The organism is Sinobacterium caligoides, assembly GCF_003752585.1.
Classification (GTDB): Bacteria; Pseudomonadota; Gammaproteobacteria; order Pseudomonadales; family Sinobacteriaceae; genus Sinobacterium; species Sinobacterium caligoides.
Genome location: NZ_RKHR01000004.1, coordinates 210,300 through 230,212 on the forward strand (window position 1 = coordinate 210,300; position 19,913 = coordinate 230,212).

The 19,913-nt window shown below is 50.9% G+C and carries 20 protein-coding genes; 7 read left to right on the top strand and 13 right to left on the bottom strand.

Annotated elements, in window-relative coordinates; all coding sequences use genetic code 11:
• Positions 1-104: 104 nt before the first annotated feature.
• Entirely contained in the window at positions 105-764 is a 660-nt protein-coding gene (locus tag EDC56_RS07615; protein ID WP_123711955.1) for a TetR/AcrR family transcriptional regulator, read from the bottom strand.
• A gap of 140 nt (positions 765-904) precedes the next feature.
• On the opposite strand from EDC56_RS07615, the gene EDC56_RS07620 reads away from it, so the two are divergent.
• On the top strand, positions 905-2,362 hold the full coding sequence (locus EDC56_RS07620; protein WP_123711956.1) for a cytochrome P450: 1,458 nt from the start codon (positions 905-907) through the stop codon (positions 2,360-2,362).
• 16 nt (positions 2,363-2,378) lie between these two features.
• On the opposite strand, the gene EDC56_RS07625 is transcribed toward EDC56_RS07620, so the two are convergent.
• A complete protein-coding gene (locus EDC56_RS07625; RefSeq protein ID WP_123711957.1) occupies positions 2,379-2,684 on the bottom strand; it encodes a 4a-hydroxytetrahydrobiopterin dehydratase in 306 nt (101 codons plus the stop codon).
• 92 nt (positions 2,685-2,776) lie between these two features.
• Complete coding sequence (locus EDC56_RS07630) at positions 2,777-3,001, bottom strand: hypothetical protein (protein WP_123711958.1); 225 nt, start codon at positions 2,999-3,001, stop codon at positions 2,777-2,779.
• 371 nt (positions 3,002-3,372) lie between these two features.
• Between EDC56_RS07630 and EDC56_RS07635 the strand changes: the two genes are divergently transcribed.
• Positions 3,373-4,290 (top strand): MBL fold metallo-hydrolase, encoded by a 918-nt coding sequence (locus EDC56_RS07635; RefSeq protein ID WP_123711959.1) that lies wholly within the window; start codon positions 3,373-3,375, stop codon positions 4,288-4,290.
• A 436-nt stretch (positions 4,291-4,726) separates the two neighbouring features.
• Positions 4,727-6,136: a peptidoglycan DD-metalloendopeptidase family protein gene (locus EDC56_RS07640; protein ID WP_123711960.1), complete on the top strand. Its 1,410-nt coding sequence runs from the start codon at positions 4,727-4,729 to the stop codon at positions 6,134-6,136.
• Positions 6,137-6,201: 65 nt separating this feature from the next.
• Here the strand turns inward: EDC56_RS07640 and EDC56_RS07645 are convergent, their stop codons facing one another.
• On the bottom strand, positions 6,202-6,420 hold the full coding sequence (locus tag EDC56_RS07645) for a hypothetical protein (RefSeq protein WP_148059350.1): 219 nt from the start codon (positions 6,418-6,420) through the stop codon (positions 6,202-6,204).
• Positions 6,421-6,483: 63 nt separating this feature from the next.
• On the opposite strand from EDC56_RS07645, the gene EDC56_RS07650 reads away from it, so the two are divergent.
• Both EDC56_RS07650 and EDC56_RS07655 read left to right on the top strand, forming a co-directional pair.
• Positions 6,484-7,443 carry a pseudouridine synthase gene (locus EDC56_RS07650; RefSeq protein ID WP_245980663.1) on the top strand — a complete coding sequence of 320 codons (960 nt, stop codon included), beginning with the start codon at positions 6,484-6,486 and terminating at the stop codon, positions 7,441-7,443.
• Positions 7,444-7,507: 64 nt separating this feature from the next.
• Complete coding sequence (locus EDC56_RS07655) at positions 7,508-8,224, top strand: pseudouridine synthase (protein WP_123711962.1); 717 nt, start codon at positions 7,508-7,510, stop codon at positions 8,222-8,224.
• A gap of 14 nt (positions 8,225-8,238) precedes the next feature.
• Here EDC56_RS07655 and arsJ read toward each other — a convergent pair whose 3' ends face one another.
• From arsJ to EDC56_RS07670, 3 genes are all read right to left on the bottom strand, one after another.
• Positions 8,239-9,450 carry an organoarsenical effux MFS transporter ArsJ gene (arsJ, locus tag EDC56_RS07660; RefSeq protein ID WP_245980664.1) on the bottom strand — a complete coding sequence of 404 codons (1,212 nt, stop codon included), beginning with the start codon at positions 9,448-9,450 and terminating at the stop codon, positions 8,239-8,241.
• Positions 9,450-10,460: an ArsJ-associated glyceraldehyde-3-phosphate dehydrogenase gene (locus tag EDC56_RS07665; RefSeq protein ID WP_123711963.1), complete on the bottom strand. Its 1,011-nt coding sequence runs from the start codon at positions 10,458-10,460 to the stop codon at positions 9,450-9,452. The genes arsJ and EDC56_RS07665 overlap by 1 nt, the downstream gene beginning before the upstream one ends.
• A 62-nt stretch (positions 10,461-10,522) precedes the next feature.
• Entirely contained in the window at positions 10,523-11,260 is a 738-nt protein-coding gene (locus EDC56_RS07670) for a metalloregulator ArsR/SmtB family transcription factor (RefSeq protein ID WP_123711964.1), read from the bottom strand.
• Between the two features lie 455 nt (positions 11,261-11,715).
• On the opposite strand from EDC56_RS07670, the gene EDC56_RS07675 reads away from it, so the two are divergent.
• Positions 11,716-13,203, top strand: a complete 1,488-nt coding sequence (locus tag EDC56_RS07675) for a TolC family outer membrane protein (protein WP_123711965.1) — start codon at positions 11,716-11,718, stop codon at positions 13,201-13,203.
• A gap of 102 nt (positions 13,204-13,305) precedes the next feature.
• On the opposite strand, the gene EDC56_RS07680 is transcribed toward EDC56_RS07675, so the two are convergent.
• From EDC56_RS07680 to EDC56_RS07695, 4 genes are read right to left on the bottom strand one after another with little or no spacing between them, the layout of a single operon-like run.
• Positions 13,306-14,370 (bottom strand): LPP20 family lipoprotein, encoded by a 1,065-nt coding sequence (locus EDC56_RS07680; protein ID WP_211333609.1) that lies wholly within the window; start codon positions 14,368-14,370, stop codon positions 13,306-13,308.
• Positions 14,370-15,890, bottom strand: a complete 1,521-nt coding sequence (locus EDC56_RS07685) for a COG3014 family protein (RefSeq protein ID WP_123711966.1) — start codon at positions 15,888-15,890, stop codon at positions 14,370-14,372. Before EDC56_RS07685 ends, EDC56_RS07680 begins: the two co-directional genes overlap by 1 nt.
• A gap of 33 nt (positions 15,891-15,923) precedes the next feature.
• Positions 15,924-16,529 carry a penicillin-binding protein activator LpoB gene (locus tag EDC56_RS07690; RefSeq protein ID WP_123711967.1) on the bottom strand — a complete coding sequence of 202 codons (606 nt, stop codon included), beginning with the start codon at positions 16,527-16,529 and terminating at the stop codon, positions 15,924-15,926.
• Entirely contained in the window at positions 16,529-17,083 is a 555-nt protein-coding gene (locus EDC56_RS07695; RefSeq protein ID WP_211333610.1) for a hypothetical protein, read from the bottom strand. The genes EDC56_RS07690 and EDC56_RS07695 overlap by 1 nt, the downstream gene beginning before the upstream one ends.
• 316 nt (positions 17,084-17,399) lie before the next feature.
• On the opposite strand from EDC56_RS07695, the gene EDC56_RS07700 reads away from it, so the two are divergent.
• Positions 17,400-18,239, top strand: a complete 840-nt coding sequence (locus tag EDC56_RS07700) for a mechanosensitive ion channel family protein (RefSeq protein WP_211333611.1) — start codon at positions 17,400-17,402, stop codon at positions 18,237-18,239.
• A 56-nt stretch (positions 18,240-18,295) separates the two neighbouring features.
• Here the strand turns inward: EDC56_RS07700 and EDC56_RS07705 are convergent, their stop codons facing one another.
• Positions 18,296-18,880, bottom strand: coding sequence for a hypothetical protein (locus tag EDC56_RS07705; RefSeq protein ID WP_123711968.1), 585 nt, complete (start codon positions 18,878-18,880; stop codon positions 18,296-18,298).
• Between the two features lie 169 nt (positions 18,881-19,049).
• On the bottom strand, positions 19,050-19,622 hold the full coding sequence (locus EDC56_RS07710; RefSeq protein ID WP_123711969.1) for an acetate uptake transporter: 573 nt from the start codon (positions 19,620-19,622) through the stop codon (positions 19,050-19,052).
• Between the last annotated feature and the right edge of the window lie 291 nt (positions 19,623-19,913).

The following is a 19,913-nucleotide window of genomic DNA, read 5'->3' on the forward strand; positions in this document are numbered from 1 at the left end:
CGGTACAGATCAACTGTGCATAACAACTGTACATAACAACTGTACATAACAACTGTACATAGCAACTCTATGTAACCCCAAAAGCCCTCATCCTGCCACCATTATCACCCCAGATCAGCGCTGGTTTGTGCCGTTAAGGTAAGCGATAAACCTCGCAGATAGGGCGTCAAGCTTGAGGCCAATAAGTCGAGCTGAGAGGCCGGTGCTGCCGTCTTATTGAGTGCCGCCAGGTGCGGATAATGCTGCGCTACCGCTGCATCCTTTTGCAGGGTAAGCATGGAAAACGCCTCACCTCCCTCGCGATGAAAAAAACTATACTGCGTCGCCGCCCCGATCAGGCAGTGGATTAAGCCATAAAAACCCGCCACTGCCGATGCATCATCGAAGCCTGCCGTTTTTAACATGCCGACACTGCGGTCCATCACCGTCAGGGCCCCAGCCTTGAAGTGAACACGCCCAAACAACGGGATCCAACTTGGCTGTTCACATAACGCCCGGTACATCGCCTCCGCTAACTGATGTAGCCAGTGTTGCCAGTCATCGTACTGCTCGGGCATGACATCTGCCTGAATAATAAACTGGTCAAGCATCTCCGCCTGCAGGTCAGCCTTGTTAGCAAAGTGGCGGTAGATTGCCATCGGCGTCACTGCCAACTGCTTCGCCAGGCGGTGAATACTGATATCGTCGACGGTCGCTTCCGCCGCCATCGATAGCGCCGCGTCGACAATTTTTTGACGACTCAAGTTGGGTTTCTGTCTCTTCATAGCCGCCTATTCGTTCCTATCAAACCTCGCGAGAACAGGATTATAACGCTTTTCTGTTTACGCCATAGACTTTTTCTGTATACACTATAAACACAAGGTATACGGTATATACATAATAATATCCTCAACGGTGACCTACTATGCACGAAACGCTCTATCACACTCGACGACTCACCCTCTCCTATCTCTACGAGGGGCTCATGCGCGGCATCGCCGCAAGCATCGCCTGGCGTGAGCGTCGTCAGCCGCCTCGTACACCTCCCGCACCCATCGCCCAGCCACAGACCCCGGAAGACTTTCAGCCGTTAAGCCCCGGCAACTTTGCCAACCCCTACGCCTACTATGAGCTGCTGCGCAACGACCATCCGGTCTACCGCATGCCTGGGCACGACTATTACTGCATCTCCCGCTACGATGATATTTGCAGTCTGGCCAAAAATACCACCGCCTACTCCTCTAAGATCATGGAGATCCTCGTTTCTGGCAAACCCAAAGATCCCAATACTGTCGGTGATAGCCCCGTCGAAAAGATGGGTAACTGGGGCATCATTCCCGTCGACGTGCTCGCCCTACAGGATCCGCCGCTGCACGCCGCCGAACGGAAGATTGGTCACTCCGGTTTCAACGCAAGATTCGTCAAGTCACTGGAGCCCGAGGTACGTAAGCTATGCCATGAGATGATGGATGAGCTGCTACCGCAGGGGGAGATCGAGTTTGTACAAGACTTTGCCTGGCGACTACCGATGCGCCTCATCATCCGCCTGCTCGGCTTCCCCGAGGGCGATTACGAACAGATCAAGACCTGGTGCATGGAGGGGATTCGCTCGCTCTCCGGGACAGCCGGAAAGGCTGAGCTTGTACGCAACGGTGCCGGGAGCGCCGCCTTTATGCGCTATCTGTGGCGTCACTATCTCATTGCTAAACAGCGACCACAGGATAACTTTACCGGCCACCTCATCCGTGAATCCGCCGATCCCGATAGCGTCATGACCGACCAGCGTGCCATCGCCATCCTTCTGCAGCTACTGATCGCTGGCAGCGACTCCTCGGCCAGCTCCATGGGCAGCGCTATTCGCATCTTGGCTCAACGGCCTGAGCTGGAGCATCGCCTGCGTGAAGACTACAGCCAAATTAATAACTTCATTGAAGAGGTGTTTCGCACAGAGGCCGCTTTTCAAGGGCATTTCCGCGTCAGCACCTGCGAGACAACGCTACATGACACCACGATCCCCGCAGGCGCTCGGGTCTTTCTAATGTGGGCCTCGGGCAACCGCGATGAGCGTTATTACGACAACCCAGAACAATTCGACATGGATCGCCCAAAGCTAAAGAAGCACCTCACCTTCGGCCACGGCGTGCATGCCTGTATTGGTCGCGAGCTAGCGCGCATGGAGATTCGCATCGTCATCGAACAGCTCTTACAACGTACAAAGCAATTTAGCATCACCGGTGACGCCCCCTTCGAGGCGAGTATTTTTGCCCGCACGCTGTTGCGGCTACCGATGCGGTTTGAACTAGCCGAGCAGCCCCCCGTGGAAACACAGCCAGCTCCCTCTACGAGTGATACTGCTGTTACCAATGGCTGCCCCTTCCATTGACACTAAATCGCTAACGTCATAGGCAGCTCTCTATACGAGCTGCCAGCTCAAAGTCTAAGCGTGACAGCCCTGCGACATCGTGGGTGACTAAGTCGATAACGACGGTCTTGTAGACATTGCACCACTCCGGGTGATGGTTCATCTTTTCAGCCCACAACGCACACTGAGTCATGAAACCAAAAGCGGCCACAAAATTATCTAAGACAAAACACTTGTGTAACTTACCCGCACTAATGACCCAGGGTTCCACTAGCTGTGAGTTCAGCTGAAATAAGGACCGCTCGATATCCTCCGCACTAAGTTTGCATACGTCTTCTGACATGACTTCCCCTGTTGCCTCTTTTATTAGTGAGATCGCCAGAGACAAAAAAGCCAAGCACTGTGGCTTGGCTTTCTATCCCGTCATCGCTTGGGTTACTGGATCACCACCGAGTCAAAACCGATGGATTTTGCGGCCATAATCGCCTTATCTGAATTAACGAAGTGGCAGGTTGCACCCTTCACGGTAGTCACATGTAGGGTATGCCCCCACAAATCGTGGCAATCCAAGTGCCACTGATCATCATCACTCGAATAAAAAGCAACCACATCGCTGAGGCGCCCAGTGCTGTACATATCACGTAAATGCGGCAGATCCATAATCTTCTCCTACTCCATCTTATAATGTCGTGTTGAGAGCGGGTACTGCCCGGGATCAGCCGCCCATCGGCTCCCCAAACACACCCTTTACAAATGCATTCCAGAAGCAGTATAGCCCTATTTCAAACGATAGGTAAACTTCGTTTATTAAGACTACCAACAACACCTTTTTAAAAAATCTAACTGCACCTTTTTAAAATAGCCAACAACACCTTCCCCGCCAAAAATTGCCGAATATTGCGCCTTGCTGAAAAACAAATACAGCGCCAGAGAACTTCCTAAAACCATACAAAACTGTTATATTTCGCAAGCTTAGAAATATAACAATTACGTTAAAAGCCCGTGATTCTCCCTTCATCAATGGAATCGAAATGAAGACAATATTTAGCAAGACGCCGAAGCTACTCTGCGCCATCGCCCTCTCTGTTACCGCCCTATCGAGCAGCCAATCCTTATTCGCCGACGATGGCCACCACCAAAACACAGCGTTCACCGAGCAGAAGGTCAGCAGCCATATCACCATGCTCCAGGGGAAAGGCGGCAACATCGCACTGCTCAGCGGCGACGATGGCCTACTGCTTGTCGATGATGATTATAAAGAGATGTCTAGTGCGCTGAAAAAACAACTCGCCAAGCACGGTGGTATCGATGCCATTAAGTACATTATCAACACCCACTGGCATGGTGATCACAGCGGCGGCAATCTGCTGCTCGGCAAACATGCCACCATTGTCGCCCACGACAACGTACGCAAGCGCCTGCTCACCAAGCATGAAATAAAGCTATTCAAGATGAGTTCGCCGGCCTACCCTAAAGACGCTTTGCCATCGATTACCTACCAGCGCGATATGCGGCTATATATCAATGATGAACAAGTCACTCTTGTCCACTTTGCCAACGGTCACACCGACGGTGACTCCGTCGTTTTCTTTAAACAAGCCAATGTTGTCCATATGGGCGATCATTACTTCTCCGGCTTCTTTCCCTTTGTCGATATTGATAGTGGCGGTAACGTCGTCAGCATGACCGAGAACATCGCCAGTGTGCTTAATCGTATCGACGATGACACCAAAGTGATCCCTGGCCACGGTCCACTGTCAAGCAAACAGGACCTGCGCAACTACCACGAAATGTTGCAGAATACCCGTATCGAGGTAGAGGCCATGAAAAATAACGGCATGAGCCTCGCTGACATACAACAACAAGGCCTCAACCAACGCTGGAGAATATGGGGTAAGGGTTTTATCGATGAGCCAACCTGGATCAGTTTTGTTTACAATAGCTTATAAGCTAGCGCAGGACAGCAAAGATAGATTTGAAAGCCTAGACAGCCTTATATCAGTAAAAACCACACCCAATAACGATAAGTAACCGCTCCGCACCACCTTTTTCATGCTTACGACAGACCGCTTGACTCACGTCAAGCGGCTAAAAGCTGCAACCTCAACTACACAAGTCTTTGTTATAAAACGGTCATTCTTTTATTTACTCAATAATACTTGAGCAACTCAGCGCATCGAATATGACCATTTATCCAGCTTAGGTTTTCCCTTAGTGCATCACTGGGGATTCTCTCTACAATGGCGAAGCTCGATAGTTATGTCTGTAACAACTGAACTGAACTAATCGCGTCATGCGCTTGTCTCTATATTTGGCAGGCGAAAAGACGGCGGCAATGCCTACGTCACACTGTCGTTTTTAATTTTGAGTGGATTAAACTTGTCTATGCGTTACAACAACACCCCAAAAGGCTTTCTTGCGAAGCTTAGTAAAACCCACAAAATTCTTCTCAGCGCCGCAATCGTCATCATCGTCATTACTCTACTCTTTCAGCAGAGCGATGAGCAGGCCACGGAAACTGTCAGCGACACACAGCAGAGTGAACCGGCAGTAAACCCCGCTAACTCTGACGTCACTGATCAGCAGGTCGAGGGCACCGAGAGTGGTGCCTCCGCACAACAGAAAACTGACAACAACGAAGTTACAGAGCCAAAGGGCCCTGTCACTAGCGAATACGTTGTCGTTGAAGGTGACACCTTAGGCGGCATCTTTGAAAAAATGGCCATTAGCCAAAAGACGCTCTACGAGTTACTCGACGCCGATCTTGATGTGCTCGCTCTCGACGACCTAGAACTCGGAGAAAGCCTCTATTTCACCGTTGATAACGATGAGCTAGAACGTCTCGAGCTGCGCCCAAGCCTAGCCAAACGCGTTATCTTTGAGCGTAGGGATCACGCGGGCTTCGAATACAAAGAAATCGCCGTCGATGGGAAATGGCAGCAGCAACGCTTCATCGGTAAAGTGTTGTATAGCTTCGGTGGTTCCGCGCAGCAGGCAGGGCTCACCATGAACGAGAGCTATTTTGTCGCTAACCTGTTGAAGGAAAAGATTGATTTCGTCCGTCAGATTCGCCCTAACGATCGCTTTGAGATTCTTGTCGACCGCCAATATATAGACGGCCAAGCAACCGGTGCTAGCCGTGTTCGCGCCGTGCGCGTGTACAACCACAAGCACGTCATCGCCGCCTACCTTTATAAGGGAAGCTACTACGACGAAGATGGCAACAGCCTGAAAAAAGCGTTCCAGCGTCTGCCGTTGCTCAAACGTTACCGTATCTCATCGTCGTTCAACCCATACCGTCGACACCCGATTACTGGGCTAAGACGACCACACAATGGTACCGACTTCGCCGTGCCACCTGGCACCACCGTCCTCAGCACCGGCGATGGCGTCGTCAAACGCGTGGTACGACACAAGTATGCTGGACTCTATATCGAGGTTGACCATGGCAACAGCTATAGCACACGCTATCTTCACCTCAGCAAAGCACTCGTCAAGAGAGGGCAGCGAGTCAAGCGTGGCGAGAAGATAGCCCTCTCCGGCAATACAGGCCGCACCACAGGGCCGCACCTACACTTCGAACTGAGAAGGAACGGCGCTGCTATTAATGCAATGACGGCACACATCCCTATCGCCAAGACAATTGAAAAGAAGGAACTCAAGCAGTTCAAGCAGCAGATTGCAGAGTATCAAAAGGCACTGGATAAGGCTGAAGTCGCCGTTGTCATGCCACTGGCGCAGCTCGATGACTCCCTCATCGAAAAGCAGCTACTACCAATCATACGCCGCATCTAAAAAAGCGGTCTAGCAAGAGCGCCGGTCAACAGATGACGACCGGCGCCTTGATTTCTAGCGCAGTGCTAGTGAAAGACAAAGAATTCGACGCTAAAATCCAGCTGTTTGGCGCCGACAATGGACTCCAGCGGCGCTGGGTCTAAATCACGTTTGAACTCATTGTAGGCAGCAACGCTAACCACTAAGTCGCCACTCTCATCTTCAAATAACACCGTGTCATCGTTGATCGCTTTCAGCAAACGCTTACGCTGATTATTGGCGATCGATATATCTTGTACGCTCATAGCCCTACTCATCCGTTAAATCATTACTCGAATCAGTCTATTATACTGCACTCATGAAGTTTCATGATAGCGTATCGAACAAGCCGCCGCCGTTATCACCTCAGCCTTGATATACTACCGCTATTTGGTCAGCCCATGAGCATCAGCAAATACCCCTCCAAACTGACATTGCCCAACTCTCGAACCAACTTCGCGACGGTATACGACTATCTCGTCGACAAGTTTCCTCGGATCAGCGCCAGCGTCTGGCAGCAGCGCATGCTCAGTGGCAAGGTGCATCAACTCGACGGCAGCCCGCTCAACCTGCAATCGGCTTATCAACCTGGGTTATGCCTCTGCTATTACCGTGAGGTCGAACAAGAGGCGATCATCCCCTTTAGCGAAACCATTGTGTTTGAAGATGACGAGCTGCTACTGGCCTATAAGCCACACTTTCTACCCGTCACGCCTGGCGGCCGCTATGTTAACGAGTGCCTGCAAAACAGACTGCGTGACCGCACCGGCCTCCACGAATTACAGGCGGTACATCGACTCGACCGTGTCACCGCAGGCTTGGTACTATTTGCTAAACACGCAAGCAACCGACACAGCTATCATCAACTGTTTGCCGACCGGCTCGTCGATAAGCGTTACCAGGCCATCAGCCGTATCCCGCCAAACAGCCACTTAGTTAACCAGCAGTGGGAGGTACGCAACCGCATCGAGCACTCTGAGCCCCGTTTTCTCATGTCTATCGTGACCGGTGAAGCAAACAGTCACTCTCGTATTCGCTGCCTAGCACAAAGCGCTGACAGGGCGCTATTCGAGCTACAGCCCATCACCGGCAGGACACACCAGCTGCGCCTACACATGCAGAGCATCGGCCTACCGATCCTCAACGACAACCTCTACCCCACCCTGCTCGATGAACGTAAAGAGGATTATCGTTCGCCACTGCAACTGCTCTCCAAGCGCCTGCGCTTCACCGACCCTCTCAGCGGTGATGTACGTGACTTTAGCTGCGAACACAGCCTACAACTATGATGACGCAACAAGAGAAAAACACCACACCACCATCTCGCCAATCATCGACATTAGGAGTGTAGCCATGGCCGCCAAACGCGCCCGGCTCGATCGCTTCATCAGCCAACACAGTCACTTTGATAAACGCCAGGTAAGAGCGCTTCTCGCCCGCGGTGAAGTGCTGGTCGACGGCGTCATCGCCCGCGATATACAGCAGCAAGTCGACGCCTTCAGTCATATTTGTGTCGCAGGCGAGGTTCTACAAGATCGGCAGCCGCACTACCTGATGCTGCATAAACCCGTCGGCGTGGTCAGCGCCACTATCGACGAACAACACCGCACTGTCTTCGACCTGCTCGATGAAAAGGTGCGCAGTATCGAGGGCCTACACATCGTCGGTCGACTCGACCTCAACAGCTCTGGGCTCATCTTGCTGAGCAACGACGGGCGCTGGTCGCAGCAACTGACAGCCCCCGGGAGCAAGGTGGAGAAACACTACCGTGTCGGCCTAGCAAACCCCCTTGAGCAGGGCTATATCGACGCCTTCGCCGCCGGCATGTATTTCGAGTTTGAGCAGATCACCACGCAACCGGCGCGGCTTGATATTATCGATGCACACACCGCCGAGGTCTGGTTAACAGAGGGGCGCTACCACCAAATTAAACGTATGTTCGGCCGTTTCCGCAACCCGGTACTCAGTCTGCACCGCTGCGCTATTGGTGACATTACACTGGACCAACAGCTACAACCCGGTCAGTACCGGGCCCTCACCACGAGCGAGCTACAGAGCCACAACAACTAAGCTGGTAGGCTGCCTCAACAACGACGACGAGGAAGCCGCAGGCTGATAATGACCGTCGCCAATAGCAACAGAGCGGATATCCACAGGCAAGCCGCTAGCCCATAGCGCTGAAACAAGTAGCCCGACAACAAGGTGCCTATCAAACGCCCCATCGCATTAGCCATATAGTAAAAGCCCACATCCAGAGAGACACCATCACGACTCGCACTACGTACGATAAGGTAGGAGTGTAGTGATGAGTTCACCGCAAAAACGGCACCAAAGAGAAACAAACCAAGGGTAATGATAAGGCCGGGATGCCAGGCAGACTGCACCGCCAGCGCAATCAGCGCCGTTAGTACGGTCAAAACAGCCGCCCAATATACCGCACCCCACTCACCGCTGCTGCGTGTACCAATGACTTTCGGCGCAATCGTCTGCACGCCACCATAGAGGATAATCCACAGTGCCAAGAAAGCGCCCACTTCGGTGTGGCTCCAACCCAACGTCGCCGCCAGGTAAATCGGCAGTGCCACGACAAACCAGACATCACGTGCGGCAAACAGGCAGAGCCGCGCCGCCGACAATATATTGATCGTTTCACTCTTTGAAAACAGCTCTGAAAATTTTGGTTTCGTCTTCGCCCGTCCTAGGTCTGCCTGTAAAAAAAATAAGCTAAGCAGGAACACTAACGACAATACTGCAGCCATCAGTGCTAACGCCATTTGAAAACCGAATAGCATTAACAACAAACCGCCCAGGAAAAAACCAATCCCCTTTAGCGTGTTTTTCGAGCCGGTCAGGATCGCTACCCATTTAAATAATAGGCCTTGTTGAGAGTCCGGCAACAGCAGCTTGATACTACTTTTAGCGCTCATTTTATTCAGATCTTTAGCAATCCCCGACAGCGCCTGTGCCATCATCACATACACTACCGACAGGTACTCTGATGGCACCGTTAACATTGTCAACGCGACAACCTGCAGGGCAAGGCCAATATTCATAATGCGATTGAGGCCGACACGCGCGCCCAACCAGCCGCCAATAAGGTTGGTCACGACACCAAAGAGTTCATAAAACAAAAACAGCATCGCCACTTCGAACGGTGCATAGCCGAGCTGATGAAAATACAGCACCACCAACATCCGCAACGCACCATCAGTGAGAGTAAAGTTCCAATAGTTAAAGGTCACCCATAAATACTGGCGCAGCTCTCTACTCATCGACTTTGCCACCCCGTTCGTCATCAGCGTTGATCCGCTAGGCCAACGCGCTTGACCAGCTCCGCGGCACGGGTCGCATAGCCCATCTCGTTATCGTACCAGGCATAGATTTTCAGCATTCGCTTGCCGACCATCATCGTGGATGGCGCATCGACGATCGTCGAGCGTTGATCCCCCTTGTAGTCAATCGATACCAAGGGTCGCTCCTCGTAGCCTAAAATTCCCTTCAGCTCACCTTCGCTAGCCGCCTTTAACAACTGATTGACCTCTTGCACAGAACTATCACGCTCCAACACAAAGACAATATCGGTTAAGGAGGCGTTGGCGAGGGGTACCCGTACCGCATGACCGTCAATCTTGCCGGCTAGGCTGGGAAAGATTTCCACGATCGCCGTGGCCGAGCCAGTGCTTGTCGGTATTAACGACATACCGCAGGCGCGAGCACGGCGTAAATCCTTGTGCGGTGCATCCAATATAGTCTGCGTGTTAGTCAAATCATGGATCGTCGTCATCAACACGCTTTCAATACCCAGCTCTCGCTCGATTACTTTAATAATTGGTGCCAGACAGTTGGTCGTACACGATGCCGCGGTGACAATGGGGTGGCATAATGGGGCAAAAATATCATCGTTTACGCCCACGACGATATTCGCGACGCCCTCCTCCTTCACCGGGGCAGACACCACAACGCGCTTCACCCCCTGTGCCAAATACGGCGCCAGCAACGCCTGCGTACGATGTACTCCCGTGGCCTCCAAGACGACATCACAAGCAGACCAATCGACGGCATCGATCTCAGCAACACGGCTGCAAGCGATCACATGACCGTCAACCACAATACTATCTGCTGTCGATGTTACGTTATGTGGCCAAATCCCTTGAACCGAGTCGAACTCGAGCAGGTGCGCCAGTGTCGCCGCATCGCCTGCCACATCGTTGATCTGCACAAAATCTAACTCTGGCCAATCGAAGGCGGCACGCAACGCCAAACGACCAATACGGCCGAAGCCATTAATCCCTACTTTAATCGTCATTTAATTTCTCTTTTGCAAAAAGTTATTTATTTTTAAAATCAGCCGAGCACTGTGCCACACACTTATCTCAGCGCCTTCAGTGCTAACAAAGGCTGCTTAATTAAGCCAATATTACCCATCCTCAGCGTTGCTAGAATATCGCCTACCCAGCTCGGAAGCTGATCGTTAAGTCGGTAATAGATCCATTGGCCTCGACGTTCCGTCAACAACAACCCCGACCTTTTTAGTGCCGCTAAATCCCGTGATATCTGCGGCTGAGAAACCACTAATACCGTCACAAGTTCACCGACACTCAGCGATTTTTCATCAATCAACAACATAAGAATTTTCAGCCTCAGTTCACCACTCAACAGCTTCATTAACGCACCAACCTCAATTTCTGGCAGCGTATCTTTCTCGGCGAGTGGCGAAGTGTTCAGGCGAACAAACTGGTAAATTCGTCGCCGCAGCTGCAGAAAGACTTCCTCATGTCCGTTACTAAAGCTGTTCGGTGCTGGAAGATGCCAATGCAGAAACCCCTGGCACTGTGGCAGAACAGGGCAATCACGCTTCGCTCGATCACACAGCGTGATTAGTACATCGACGGCACTATTCTGGTAATCACTTAACGATTGACTCTGCAAACCTTCGCTATTGATGCCGTATTTTTTACAGACAGCATACACCTGCTCATCAATAGCCTTCGGTGCACTACCGGCGCTATAGGCCCTAAAGTGCTTAGCGTCGATATGACGCAACAACACCTCGGCCAGCTGTGAGCGCGACGCGTTACCGACACAGACAAACAACACGTTGATCATCAAGGTACCCTATTAATTCAAGGCTATAGAGTATATAACAATTAAGTTATATGCAATAAGCTCACTTTAAATCAAAGCGATACGAGCGTTACATTAAAGGGAAGCCCGCTATGCTATCGAGCACACGCGAGAAAGACCAAGTGATAAACCCACTGGCTAATGATTATTTTCCTCCGCCTCCCCTAAAAACAGCCACAGTAAAATTAACGACAGACGCTTCTCTATTCCCGCCTATTTATCCCATGGGGTAAACACACGAACACCAGCAGGAAGGCTTTTAAACGATCATCTAAGAGTAACAGCCGGTATTAAGACAAAAACTCCTCCCCCTACACCGGGTGAAAAGCTGTGCTAGCTTTAATAGTGAGTAACTGGTTTTTCTGCACAAGCTGTAGCTGCCCAGCAACACTCTTTTGCGCATTCAAAACGGGCCTCACTTCTGTCTGGAGTATAATATGTCTCGACACAGCCCTCTGCTGACAACAACTACCTTCCCGTATCGGTTAAAACCACTCTGCTGTCTTACCGCCCCATCGTTGCTGCTAGCCTTGGCGATTCCTTTAGCCAGCGCCGATACCATGACCCAGGCGGTATTATTTGCCCTAGAGGACCATCCGACGATCCAGGCCAGCATTGATGAGCGCAAAGGCATTAAGGCCCGCGTTCGAGATGCCCGCGGAGGTTACTACCCACGTCTCGATTTTGATGGCAACTATGGTAGAGAGCGCTCCAGCAATCCCAGTACTCGCGCCTTGGAAGCGAATGCAGGCCATCATAACGTCTACCTCGATAGGCAAGAATCACGACTCTCGTTAACCCAGCTGCTGTTCGATGGCGGCCGCGTCTCCAACCGCGTCGATACTCGTCAGGCTCAGCTCGAGCTTGCCGACGTTCGCCTAGAGGCAACGAAGGAAGGCATTATCCTGCAGGCTATCGAAGCCTACTTCGATGTATTACGTCGTGATGAAATTGTCAAAACCAGCCAGTCACACCTTCGTTACCAACAGGATCTCGTCGACAAGATCAAACGTAAATCGGCACAGGGCGTCGCTCGTAAGATTGATGCCCGCCAAGTAGAGGGGCGTCTAGCCCTTGCTCGCAGCGAGTATGATCGTACTGTCGGTGATTTAACCGATGCCCAGTCGAGCTATGAGCGAGTCATTGGCCGCCCCCCTTCCGGACTCGAGGAAGCAACGGCCATCGATCAGAGCTTAGTCCCTCGAGACAATGCCACCGCACTCAGGATGGCTATGGTCGACAGTCCCATCATCAACAGCATTCAAGCCGAGATCGATGTGGCTAAGAATGAATACGAAGAGACTAGAGCCAACTACTGGCCCACCTTCGAGCTTGAACTCAGTGGTACAGAGAATTACGATCTCGATGGAGTCCCCGGGCGTAACCACGACGCTCAAGCTCGCCTCAACGTTCGCTACAACCTCTACAATGGTGGTTCAGACCGCGCGAAGGTACTCGCCGCCCTGGAGAATATGAACCGACAGAAAGACCTACTACTCGATAGCAAACGAAAACTCACTGAGGATATCCGGCTCGCTCGCACCGCCTACGAGGTTGCTTTAAAGCGCGAAGCCTCACTGCGTGAATACGCGATTTCTGCCAAAGAAGTCCGCGAGGGGTACGAGGCGCAATACGGTATTGGCCAGCGCAGCCTGCTTAACTTGCTCGATGTTGAAGCCGAGCAATACCGTGCCCACATCGCTCATATCAATGCTCAATACGCCAGCTACTATGCACCTTATCGCATCCTCAACAGTACCGGCACGCTGTATGAGTACTTCATCCGTAACGAAGAAACACAAGTGGCCGTCAGCGAGCCCGCTGTGGATAACAATAATACCCAGACAACAGAAAGCATCGATCTAAGTGACAACACATTAAGTGAGGAAGGGTTTAATAGCGACAAAGAAGAAAGTAGCAACTGATCACCGAGAGCCAGCACAGCTCTATATCAAGATCAATCACTCAGGTAACGCTCGATGCTAGCAGCGGCGTATAGCCGCCGCTACCGACAACGACCGGGTAAATTACTGCCCTGGAGTCATCAACTGATAAATATAACCAGGCAACTGGCTATCAAGCTTTTCCGATAAGCGCTGCTGCAGCATTGCCTCGCTCTGGGCAGAGACTTTAAACGGCCAGCTCTTATTGGCGATAACCGTCCCCGCCTCAATCACGCTAAGCTGGATGTTGCCACGCAGCCAATACCAACCTTGCTTACGCTCGGCCCTGCCCGCAGGCAGCGCAAGACTCAACTCATACTGACTATTAGCACCCTGTGCCAAACCCACCTTGGCAATAGCTGCCTGCAACGCCGTCTGCGCAGACTGATCTCTTCCCGTACCGGCAACAGTAATCTGCGATAGGCCCTGACGGATCATCGTCTCGAGATCATCTGCACTGTATTTTGCGCTGATCCCCGTTCCGGTCAACACGCGTAGGTTGTTGTTGTCATTGGCGCGAGCCACTTGTCGCTGACGTGCCTGCTCGAGCGCTGACAGTGCTGCAAAGACATTAGGAGCATCGTTACGTGCGTAATCCACTGCTCGCTGCGCATTCTGGTCCGCAGCACGAATCTGCTGACTAAACATCGACACGGCAGGTGCCTTTTCCAACACGGCTAAACTATGTTGTAAGCCACCCTCTTCTGACTGCCAACGCTCTGCAATCTTCGCCCCGCGCAGTTGCTGTTGAGCATCAGTGCTGACGAAACGGGAGACCTCCTGCTTGTTTTCGACAACACGGTGCATACCGCCCTGACCGTCAGACTGCTGCCCCACTATCGCTGAACTAAAATCCAAGCTCCTATCCGCTACCGACACCTCAAACACTTTAGCCAAGTTAGCCAGTGCCCGGTTATCGGACACACTGCGAGTAGTGCCTTCGCCCTGAGCGATGAGGTAGACCGCGTCTGGGTAGTTAGCATCGGCGCCATCCAGCCACTTAGGTGCTCCCCCTGTACTACTGCTACAGCCTGCAAGTACTGCCGAGGTCGCGAGCAATGCCCAGGAAAGCGTCTTCTTCATTGCGCTGAGATTCTTCATCCGAAAAAATGACTGGGAGGCGAGTGGTAAAGCTGTGATATTTAGCATTACGGTTCCTTATAACTATAAATTTGCTGGGCCACGGAGGGACAGAAGAGTAGCGAGGTTTTTCCCGCCTCGAGATCTACCGTCGCGTATTTTTTTAACATTTGCACCTCGGGCGTTGGCGGCCGCGGTACTTGTTGCTGAGACTGCTGGCCTTGAGCCCGCTGTTGCATGCCCTGCTGACCTTGCGCCCGCTGTTGCATGCCCTGCTGACCTTGCGCCCGCTGCTGCATGCCATACTGGGATTGAGTTTGTTGCTGCCTTTGCGCCCTGCTAACCTTAGCGGGCGCCCCTGAGACCGCGTCCCATCGTGGCACCCCCCCTGGCTTTGACAACACAAGCTGTCGCCCTCGTAACTCAATATCATAGCGCCCAGGTGGCACCTCTAATCGGGCGACCTGGATCGTCGCTGGTAACATGTTCCAACTACGTACATCCGCTTGCTCACTAACGGTAGTGGCAATATTGAGGATAGCAGCTGCGATGCCCGAGTCATCTTGCCTCTGTGCGTGCTGAATAGCCATGTGCTTCGCCACCATGCGCGCCATCGCTCTAGCGTAGATTGCTTTACTCTCGGTGCTCAAATCTGCTCGCACCAGCTTCTCCACATCGTCCAGCGGCTGCGTCTGTGTGCGCCGACCTGCAATATCAATCACCAGGGACGGTGTACGAGGGTAATGATCACGATAGTACGGCAGTGCTAAGGCGATGTTTTCTCTCAGATCCGGCACAAAAACAGACAAAGAACGCTGCTCTTTGTGCGAAACCACCTCCCCCCAATACAGCACAGTCAATGAAGCTTTGCCCCGGTCTCGAGCGGCCAAACGATAACCGAAGGCCTTCTGATAACGTCGATGCTCATCACGTAGCCCTAGCTGGCTAGTCATATAAAGCAGGCTATCACTCAATGCTTTTGGTACTGGCAAATGATTACGCTGATGTACCTTATAGGCGCGGCGATAACTGATCATCGCGTTATCAGGCTCGCGATTAAGTTCATACACTAAACCGGACAAATACTGAGTACTCGCCACCCAACCGGATATACTATCGTGCTGTGGCAGTGACTTCTCAATCACATTAGCCTGTAGCACCTCAACCCTAGCCGCCCCAATATCACCTAGCATGAGGTAATCAACAATCAACAACTGCTGCAGCAGCATCCTCTCACTGGGCGTACTATCATAACTGCGCACCGCCTCATTAACGGTCACCGCACCTATGTTTTCACTGACACTGATTGCCTGCAGCTCGGCGATCACCCTCTTCGCTTTCTGTAACGATTCGACACTTTCAGCAAAGTCACCCACGTAACTCTGCAACAGCCCTAGATTGAGTTGATATTGTGCGTAGTCCCGATTCGCCGGGGAGTCTTTTTCCAACTCATGCAAAACGTTATAAACATCGCCTTGCTGTAAATCCTCTGCCAAATCATTACTTCGATGCTGTGCGACACACCCCGATAGCAGTAACAATAGTAGCAGCGATAAAAAAGCCCCTGAGCGGGGCTTAAATACAATCATAAAGTAACCATTAATAACTGGTTAAAAGACAGTTTAATAACGTAGTTTACTGTTTGAAACGAACTTCTTCAGCTTCTTCTGGCCAATCCAAACTTTGCGGTTATCTGCCATGCTAATTAAGGTTAAATCAACTTGATAAAAGCGCACTTGATCACTGTTGTTAGAGTCAATAATGGTATTGATCTGTCCCTTCAGCATAAAGTCGGCACCACGCTCACGACCGGCAGCATTACGAGTATCTTCAGTTGAATTCAAATCTTGATCAATACGCTCACCGCGGATTTCATCACGCTCTCCACTCGAGGCAACAAATTCTACGCGACCAGAGTTGATCAACTCACGCTCCATCTCGTTAACGAAGGTCTTGGTATTGATATGTTCGTGGCTGAGGTTTTTAATCTGACCAACAATAACCGCTGGCTGACGACCACTCTTTGCCGTGTAGTTTGAAATCCACGGACGCGATAGCACGTCGGCGATCATCTCTTCCGCCACCATTTGTGAGTCACTATCGTTCCAAGCGCCACTTAAGTCGACCACTTCACCCGCATCCATTCGCTTCACCGAAGTCGAGCCACAGCCAGTGAGTAGGCCCGATACCAGCATTACACCGGCGAATAGCTTTAAATAGTTTGTCATTACTTATTTTCCTTCACGAAACGATCGAACTGTAAGTTGGCATCTTTAATAAACTGCGCTTTCACACCTTCACTCAAGTTGGCGGCACGCTTAATAGCATCCTCCAACTGATCTAGGTCCATCTCAGCGGCAGAGTAGATATCACCGGTATCGCGATTACGCCAGCGACCAATAATTTTCACGCCTTTCAGAGCTAACTGTGTCTGTGTATTGATTTCACGGTTAACGAGGCTATTAGCAACACCGCCACTCGCAGAAGTGTAGTCACCGCTCTGTGCATCAACAGAGGTCGATAGGATACGCGCTACTTCAGCACGAGCACGATTATCAGCGACAGATTTTTGCAGGGATTCATCGCCTACTTGAGCTGACATACCCACGCCGTGAATCAATCGGCCATCATCGCTGCTGATTGCCTGAGTACCTTCATTGACCCAGTCTGGCGCGCCTTTTATGTAAAGATCGCTATCAATCTTGGTTTCACTCGAACAAGCGACAAGAAACATCGCCACTGCAGCGCTAGCCACCAAACGTAAAAACATTTTATTCATCATCCAAAGTCCGTAGAGGTTACGCCATCAAATATAGCCCGTTCACTCAACCGATTAAAGTAGTCGGTGTTTATCCTTTTGTTTGAACAGGGGTAAAGTATAAGCTTAGTTGACGATCATCAAGTATTTTAACGTTTTCGATACGATATATGCATCACGAGCCATCGAGCATAGATAAACCAAAATCGTGATAGCGCTGTCACAACAAACCCTTAGCTTCTCTATCAGCAAGCTATTTCAACCGCACTGCGTCCTTGTTAGAATTGCAGGCCTTTAGCCTGTGACAAACGCTCTGCATGAGAGCAACAAGGGTCTCAACATGAATGAACTAGTAGAAAATGAGATGGCTTACTTAAGTGAGGCCTACAACGATATCATCGCCTTCGCCGTCGAGTATGGCTTTCAAGTCATTGGCGCCATACTGATTCTGATCATCGGTGTGCTCATCGCCAACTGGATCAGCCGAGTGCTCACCCGCTTTCTCGACAGTAAGGATATTGACACCACTTTTAGCCGCTTCATCGCCAACGTGGTGAGAGTCATCGTGTTGTTTTGCTTCGCCATCATCGCCCTCGGCAAGTTTGGCGTCAGTATTACCCCCTTCGTTGCCGCTATTGGTGCTATCGGTCTCGGCGCCGGATTGGCCGTTCAAGGCTTACTATCAAACTATGCAGCAGGCCTCTCAATCATCCTCACTCGCCCCTTCAAGATTGGTGACACTATCGTTGTCTACGGTTGTACCGGGCAAATCGTCGATATCAAGCTAGCCTCGACGTTGTTAGAAACCGAAGACAAAGAGCTGATTACCATCCCCAACCGTCATGCCGTTGGCGAGGTATTACAAAACACCTTTGAGCATAAGATGGTGGAAACGACACTACACATCAGCGCCAAGGACGACCCTCGCCAGGCAATCCAACTGATCAAAACCTGCCTAGAGGAGGTTGAAGATATTGCCAGTGAACCTATGGCCCAGGTTGGTATCGAAGCGTTCAACGAGGGTACACTCTGTATCGGTGTGCGCTGCTGGGTACCCACTAAACGCTACTATCAAGAAAAGTTTCGAATCAACCTGGCGATCTATAGCGCGCTGAAAGAGCAAGGTATTACCCTAGCCGCGCCACAACAGACGGTGACATTGGCAAACGATAAGCACTAAGACATCCCGTATCCCGCTATATTGATGCCGAGGCGTGCGCCTCGGCCAAACACTACTCAGCGACGCGTTAAACCTCGCCCTACTCGTAGCGTCGCCAACAGACCCAGCAGAGATAAAAACAACCCGCCCGCCGCAGGCAACGGAACCGCAGCGACATCAACACTTTCCACTAGCGTTATATCTCCCGGCTCAATTGTGCCGAAGTCTATTGGCTCAATCATAACCATCTCGGACTCTACCGCTTCTATAATCACGTCGTTATCTTGCTGTACAACGTCACTGGTTATATTGCCACTAATAACAGTCCATTCCTCGGCGAATTCAGCAGACACCCCCTCTTCCGCTGGCGTCAATTGCCAGGAGTCTTGACAAGATATATCGCAGAAAACCACCCCTGCTGTCTCGCTGCTTTGTCCGGTCTCATAGGCTACGACTTCGCTCAATGTCTCTATAACCTGCACATCACCGATTATGCTTTCTACTCCCTGATAAGTTTTACCATCGATCATAATGGTATTCTCATCAACGATAATCACTTCGGCATTTTCTGCATTCACTGTCTGACCGTCAAGATCGATCATGACTGCCTGCGACGCTACCGGCAACAATAATAATGCCGACGCAAAAATTCCCTTTAACATTTCCCAATCCCTATGTGTGTCAAAAACAGCATAGTAACAAAGTTAGAAAACGAGCGAGTGAAAAAAGTTTCGACACCCTATCCCATAGGCATTAAGCGTTGCTTTTAGCAGGCACAAAAAAACCGGCACACGGCCGGCTTTAACAATCTAAAAATATTCTTCGAGAGAATTAAGCTTTCCGCTTAACTTCTCCAACAGGCAAGACGCTACGACCATACTCACCGTTGATCACTGTCGCCATGGCGAAGTAGATGGCGCTGCTACCGCAGAAAATGCCAACATAACCTGCCAAACGGCCGATTGACGCGCTGCCGGTGAAATCATGTACTGCCAACAAAGCAAACAACAAAGTCAGCGAACCAAAGACCACCTGCTTCGCACGTGGGTAACGGAACGTTGCCAGGAACATGCAGAAGGTAAATAAGCCCCACAAGCTCAAGAACCAACCCATGAATGCCGCCGGCACTGTCGCACTCAGACCCAGCTGAGGCATCATGATGATACCGGCCAAGGTCAACCAGAACATGCCGTAAGAGGTAAAGGCCGTAGTACCGAAAGTCTCACCACGCTTGAAGCTCATCAAACCTGCCATGACCTGCGCCACACCACCATAAAAAATCCCCATCGAGAGAATGATTGCACTCATCGAGAAGAAACCGGCATTGTGTAGATTCAATAGGATGGTGGTCATACCAAAGCCCATGAGGCCAAGAGGAGCTGGATTCGCTAGCTTAGTGGACATACGGTCCCTCACATAAATTTAATGACAAAATTAACGGCATTCAAAAACTGTTTAATCGCCCAGGCAATTCTGCCGAGACCATAGTCGATCGACTAAACAAGAGCAATGAAAAACACGGTGAGAAATTAACGGGAAGATTAAAATGAAAACAAAGATGATGTAAACAAGGCTAAAGTGAATTCTTAATATTATCGCTAGCCGTTGTAAGGCAACATTATTTTAGATAACACCACTATCGTGGAGAGGCTTAGGCACTGAAAAATAGCCCAACTAAAACAAACTGAAATGATG

Coding starts and splice junctions, on each gene's coding strand:
- arsJ (WP_245980664.1), bottom strand. CDS start 9,450: ATGACGAACGGGGTGGCAAAGTCGATGAGTAGAGAGCTGCGCCAGTAT.
- EDC56_RS07650 (WP_245980663.1), top strand. CDS start 6,484: ATGATAGCGTATCGAACAAGCCGCCGCCGTTATCACCTCAGCCTTGAT.
- EDC56_RS07685 (WP_123711966.1), bottom strand. CDS start 15,890: ATGATTGTATTTAAGCCCCGCTCAGGGGCTTTTTTATCGCTGCTACTA.
- EDC56_RS07705 (WP_123711968.1), bottom strand. CDS start 18,880: ATGTTAAAGGGAATTTTTGCGTCGGCATTATTATTGTTGCCGGTAGCG.
- EDC56_RS07710 (WP_123711969.1), bottom strand. CDS start 19,622: ATGTCCACTAAGCTAGCGAATCCAGCTCCTCTTGGCCTCATGGGCTTT.
- EDC56_RS07700 (WP_211333611.1), top strand. CDS start 17,400: ATGAATGAACTAGTAGAAAATGAGATGGCTTACTTAAGTGAGGCCTAC.
- EDC56_RS07665 (WP_123711963.1), bottom strand. CDS start 10,460: ATGACGATTAAAGTAGGGATTAATGGCTTCGGCCGTATTGGTCGTTTG.
- EDC56_RS07615 (WP_123711955.1), bottom strand. CDS start 764: ATGAAGAGACAGAAACCCAACTTGAGTCGTCAAAAAATTGTCGACGCG.
- EDC56_RS07645 (WP_148059350.1), bottom strand. CDS start 6,420: ATGAGCGTACAAGATATATCGATCGCCAATAATCAGCGTAAGCGTTTG.
- EDC56_RS07625 (WP_123711957.1), bottom strand. CDS start 2,684: ATGTCAGAAGACGTATGCAAACTTAGTGCGGAGGATATCGAGCGGTCC.
- EDC56_RS07630 (WP_123711958.1), bottom strand. CDS start 3,001: ATGGATCTGCCGCATTTACGTGATATGTACAGCACTGGGCGCCTCAGC.
- EDC56_RS07690 (WP_123711967.1), bottom strand. CDS start 16,529: ATGACAAACTATTTAAAGCTATTCGCCGGTGTAATGCTGGTATCGGGC.
- EDC56_RS07640 (WP_123711960.1), top strand. CDS start 4,727: ATGCGTTACAACAACACCCCAAAAGGCTTTCTTGCGAAGCTTAGTAAA.
- EDC56_RS07680 (WP_211333609.1), bottom strand. CDS start 14,370: ATGCTAAATATCACAGCTTTACCACTCGCCTCCCAGTCATTTTTTCGG.
- EDC56_RS07655 (WP_123711962.1), top strand. CDS start 7,508: ATGGCCGCCAAACGCGCCCGGCTCGATCGCTTCATCAGCCAACACAGT.
- EDC56_RS07670 (WP_123711964.1), bottom strand. CDS start 11,260: ATGATCAACGTGTTGTTTGTCTGTGTCGGTAACGCGTCGCGCTCACAG.
- EDC56_RS07695 (WP_211333610.1), bottom strand. CDS start 17,083: ATGATGAATAAAATGTTTTTACGTTTGGTGGCTAGCGCTGCAGTGGCG.
- EDC56_RS07635 (WP_123711959.1), top strand. CDS start 3,373: ATGAAGACAATATTTAGCAAGACGCCGAAGCTACTCTGCGCCATCGCC.
- EDC56_RS07620 (WP_123711956.1), top strand. CDS start 905: ATGCACGAAACGCTCTATCACACTCGACGACTCACCCTCTCCTATCTC.
- EDC56_RS07675 (WP_123711965.1), top strand. CDS start 11,716: ATGTCTCGACACAGCCCTCTGCTGACAACAACTACCTTCCCGTATCGG.